The organism is Cupriavidus sp. 8B, assembly GCF_054589115.1.
In genome coordinates this window covers 7,439-11,983 of record NZ_BAAILO010000263.1, presented here as the reverse complement: position 1 = coordinate 11,983, position 4,545 = coordinate 7,439, and the positions used below count along the sequence as shown (strand labels likewise).

Genomic DNA, 4,545 nt, shown 5'->3' with positions numbered 1-4,545 from the left:
CCTTAAGCGAGTGTGGCCCGAGGACCCCAGCATGCATGTGTCTCACGAAACGATCTACACGGCCATTTACGCGCAGCCCAGGGGCGAGTTGCGCCGTCAGCTCATCGCCTGCCTGCGCCATGGCCGCAGCACACGCATGCCGCGCAAGCGCGGGGTTGATCGACGCGGGCAGATTCCTGAGATGGTCAGCATCCATGTGCGCCCGCCCGAGGTCGAGGACCGCGTCATGCCGGGCCACTGGGAGGGTGACTTCATCAAGGGCGCGGGCAACAAGTCGTCGGTGGGTGTGCTGGTCGAACGCAGCAGTCGTCTGGTGCTGTTGGCCAAGATGGATGACGCTACTGCGGCCTCGGCGCTGGCCGGCTTTTCTGCCAAGCTCAATTCGATTGCCGAGCCGCTGCGCCAAAGCCTGACGTACGACCAGGGAAAGGAGATGACGCGCCACAATGAGTTCAATGCCAACACTGGCGTCAAGGTTTACTTCTGCGATCCGCACAGCCCCTGGCAGCGTGGTACTTGTGAGAACACCAACGGGCTGCTGCGCCAGTACCTACCCAAGGGCACCGACTTGTCCGTGCACACACAAGAAGAACTCGACGCAATTGCCGACAGCTTGAACAAACGACCCCGCGCTACGCACGCGTTCCACTCCCCACTGGAGGTGTTCGCTCGTATGCTCAAACAAGTTTCTCACCCCCAACTTCAATTCACTGACGCGGGTGTTGCACTTGGGACTTGAAACCGCCATTTGAAAAGATGTGTTTTTACATCTTGTCTTTTGGGTGCGAGCGAGGCACGATGGTTCAGACGCTATTGAGCGACAATGTATGGAACAAGATCAAAGACATCTTGCGTGGCAAGGAAGGCGAGCGTGACCGAACGGCTACCGACAATCGCTGGTTTCTCGAAGCGGGGCACCAGAGCGGCGGTGTAAGCCACGAACTTCTCTTCCATGGCTTCGACCACGGCCGTAGCCGGGCCCATTCCAAGCTTTGGATCGGCCGTACGGGCAGTCCTTGGCGCAATCTCCCCGCGGAGTTCAGCCGCTGGCACACCCTGTACCTGCGTTTCGCACGATGGCGGCGCAATGGCGTCTAGCGCACATTCGGTGTCGGGCGAAAGGGAGATCGAACACATCTTGATCGACTCGACCATCGTGAGGGCACACCAGCATTCGGCGGGCGCAGCGGGGCTGAGTGCCAAGGCATCGAGCAGCAGGACGTTCAATGCATGCCCCGCATCCGAAGCTTGCTGATGCGTGATCGCATCGCGCAGATCAATCAGATTCGTGTCCTGCTTGCCGAATACGGCCTAGTCATTGCTCAAAGCCCACTGCAAGTGCAGCGGCACCTCCCGGAGATCGTCGCGGACACGACCACAGAGTTGACGGAACTCACCAAGGGAATGGTATGCGACATGTACAAGCCGCTCAAGCAACTCGATGAACAGATCGCGCGATATGACAATAGAATTCGCCAGACACATCGGGCTTCCGCTCAGTGTCAACGTCTGGAGAAGATTCGCGGCGTCGGCCCGATGATCGCCACGACGATCACCGCAGCCGCAGGGAATGCGAGGGCGTTCAAGAATGGGCGACAATTCGCCGCGTGGCTCGGGCTTACTCCTCGCCAGCATCCGTCTGGTAGCAGGCAACGTCTGTTTGGCATCACCAAACGGGGAAACAGCTACCTGCGCATGCTCCTCGTCCATAGGGCTCGTGCTGTCGTACAACAAGCTCCCAACCGGCAGATGCACTATCGCGCCGGATCAACGAGCTGCCGGACAGACGCGGTATGAATATCGCAGTAGTGGCACTGGCGAACAAGACCGCCCGAACAATCTGGGTGCTGTTAGCAACAGGAGCAAGACTACGCACCCGCGTGAGACTCGCTCTGTAATAGAGATCCAGCAACAAAAGGAAGAATTGAACCCATCATCGATTGCACAAGTGATTTGACTCAATGGCAAACAGGTTGGACCGTCGGCGACAGATCCTGCGCAGACTTGGGGCCTACAAGGCCGCGGATATATGAAGGGGTCGCCGAGCGAAATCCATTGGGGCCAAGCGCATACGAGCGCCAACGCACAGGCCGTATGTATATAAGCAATCCATCTCCTGCGCGCCGTAGAGCAAGTCATTTGGCAAAGAGGGGTGGGGCCATGTATAAGTCCGCAACCACCCTACTCGCCACCAACGATATCCCTTGGAAAAGGGAGGCGACCATATAAGTAATGTTGATACGGAGGCCCACACAAGAAACGCTAAGTTATTGATTTACCAAGTCTTCTTCGCTGCCTCGAGGGAGCATCTTTACTACACTCTACGACAACTGGTCAGCGCGGTCCCCATCTTTAGGCTGGACACTGACAAACCTGCAGCACATGAGCCCCAGAAAGACCTGTGAGGCGACTCCCCCTGTCTCCCCAGCAGCTTTCCGTGGCTGGCTAGCCGCTCCCAAATCCAGACCTCTCCGAGCTGACGGCGCCAAAACTGGCGTCGTCGTTTCACTGCCTGACCGGCAATGAGCCACGGCCCTGCAGGCTAACGGAATCTCTCGAAGGCAAGCGCAATCTCTTCCATCGCCACGCCTATCCTTGCGGTGTGGCGCAGATCCTTGTGTGTCACCAGCCAGACCTCATAAGGCGCCACGCGGGTGCGCTCAGGCCACAACCTGACCATTCCGTCGGCCTCTCCCATGTATGTGGGTATTTCGCCGACGCCCAAACCCGCCTTTATGGCGTTGCGCAGTGTCAGGCTTGAGTCGACCGCCGCCACCGTCCGCCCAGCCGATATCGGCTCACCAACCAGCGTCGGATTCTTAGAATCTGTGACATAGGGCTGATAGACGACGAGGTCGTGCCCAGCGAAAGCAGCACCAATCTCCGGCTCCCCGTGTGCACTAAGGTACGCGGGCGAGGCGAACAAACCCATCGGCCACTGGGCCAAGCGCCGCGCGATCAGGTCGGGATTCTCCGGTCGCGCCGTTCTGATCGCGATGTCGGCTTCTCGCTTGGCTAAGTTCACCATCCGCGTCGAGGTGTGTATTTGCACCACGACATCGGGGTGCTGTGCGTGGAGTCGCTGCAGCGCGGGAATGAGAAAGTCGATCGCCAGTGAGTCTGTCGTAGCAATCCTCACCTCACCCGACAAACGGTCGTCAAGGCCCTGGGTGAGCCTTTGAAAATCGATCGCTGACTGCTCCATTCGCTCTGCGGCGCTAAGGACACTCTCACCTGCCCCGGTCAGGACGTAGCCGCCAGACGTGCGAAGGAAGAGCGTCGCGCCGACAACCCCCTCCAATGCTGCGAGACGCCGGCCCACAGTCGCTTGGTCCACGGCCAGCGATCTCGCCGCCGCCCTAAGCGTACGTTCGCGATATAGCGCAAGAAACACTCTGGCATCGTCCCAGTTCATATCCCCTCCAAATGCCGATGCAATTCCGCATGGCAGCCATGAGATTCTGCATCACATGCCAAACAAGCAGAAACATATACTCCCCCCACCGTGACGGCAATCCACGAACGGATTCTCCCTCAACTGCTTTCCGCGTCGGTCGGAAACATCAGCGCATTACACCTATGCAAAATTTCCCGGAAATGATGACAGCCATCGAGATCAAGCATCCCGGCGGCCCAGAAGTATTGGTACCTACGTTGCGACTGGTACCCAAGCCAGCGCACGGCGAGGTCCTAATCCGGAATCGCGCGGCAGCGATCAACGGACCAGACGTATTTCAGCGCAAAGGGCTGTACGATCCCCCGCCGGGTGTCACGGACATTCCGGGGCTGGAGGTCGCTGGAGAAGTGGCGGCTGTCGGCAGTGGCGTCAGCAGGTTCCAACCCGGCGACCTTGTCTGCGCATTGATTCCAGGGGGTGGTTACGCCGAATACAGTGTCGCGACTGAGAGCAACACGTTGCGCCTCCCCGAAGGCCTGCAGATGGTGGAAGCGGCCGCCATACTGGAAACGTTCATGACGGTGTGGCTCAACCAGTTTCAGCGCGGCAAGTTCAAAGAGGGCGACACCGTCCTGATCCACGGCGGAGCCTCAGGAATTGGGACTACGGCAACGATGCTTAGCAAGGCATTCGGCGCAGCCAGGATTATCACGACCGTGGCATCGGACGCGCAACGCGACGCGAGCCTGTCCCTTGGCGCCGACTATGCAGTCAACTACCTGGAAGAAGACTTCGTGGAGGCGGTCATGCGCGTCACCGAAGCCAACGGTGCGGACGTCATCGTCGATATCATCGCCGGCGACTATGTCCAGCGCAACTATGCCGCTGCGGCCATTGAGGGGCGCATTGTGCAAGTCAGCGTTATCAAAGGCGTCGCCAAGGAACTCAACCTGTTCCCGATGCTGACGAAGCGCCTTACCCACATCGGCTCGACCTTGCGCTCGCGCACGCCCGCGGAGAAAGCCCAGCTCATCCACGAGCTCGAGGAGCAGGTATGGCCCCTGATGGCCGCTGGCACGATCAAGCCTGTCATTTACAAGACCTTTGCACTTGAGCATGCCAGTGCGGCCCATGAGTTGTTGGACTCG

4 protein-coding genes and 1 pseudogene are annotated in these 4,545 nt (G+C 59.1%); 4 read left to right on the top strand and 1 reads right to left on the bottom strand.

Features of this window, described 5'->3' with window-relative positions; genetic code table 11:
• From ACYP5B_RS26155 to ACYP5B_RS26145, 3 genes and pseudogenes are all read left to right on the top strand, one after another.
• Positions 1 to 739, top strand: a 739-nt coding sequence (locus ACYP5B_RS26155; RefSeq protein ID WP_459571641.1) for an IS30 family transposase, incomplete at its 5' end; no start/stop codon positions are given.
• Positions 740 to 798: 59 nt separating this feature from the next.
• Positions 799 to 1,189 (top strand): annotated as a pseudogene (locus ACYP5B_RS26150) (transposase); the annotation flags it as partial.
• A gap of 41 nt (positions 1,190 to 1,230) precedes the next feature.
• Positions 1,231 to 1,797, top strand: coding sequence for an IS110 family RNA-guided transposase (locus ACYP5B_RS26145; RefSeq protein WP_459571640.1), 567 nt, complete (start codon positions 1,231 to 1,233; stop codon positions 1,795 to 1,797).
• A gap of 745 nt (positions 1,798 to 2,542) precedes the next feature.
• Here the strand turns inward: ACYP5B_RS26145 and ACYP5B_RS26140 are convergent.
• Positions 2,543 to 3,415: a LysR family transcriptional regulator gene (locus tag ACYP5B_RS26140; protein ID WP_459571639.1), complete on the bottom strand. Its 873-nt coding sequence runs from the start codon at positions 3,413 to 3,415 to the stop codon at positions 2,543 to 2,545.
• A 164-nt stretch (positions 3,416 to 3,579) separates the two neighbouring features.
• Here ACYP5B_RS26140 and ACYP5B_RS26135 point away from each other — a divergent pair.
• The coding region (locus tag ACYP5B_RS26135) for an NAD(P)H-quinone oxidoreductase (protein WP_459571638.1) at positions 3,580 to 4,545 on the top strand (966 nt) is incomplete at its 3' end.

Bases quoted from the DNA above. Each gene is read 5' to 3' on its own strand.
- ACYP5B_RS26145 (WP_459571640.1), top strand. From the start codon at position 1,231: ATGCCCCGCATCCGAAGCTTGCTGATGCGTGATCGCATCGCGCAGATC.
- ACYP5B_RS26140 (WP_459571639.1), bottom strand. From the start codon at position 3,415: ATGAACTGGGACGATGCCAGAGTGTTTCTTGCGCTATATCGCGAACGT.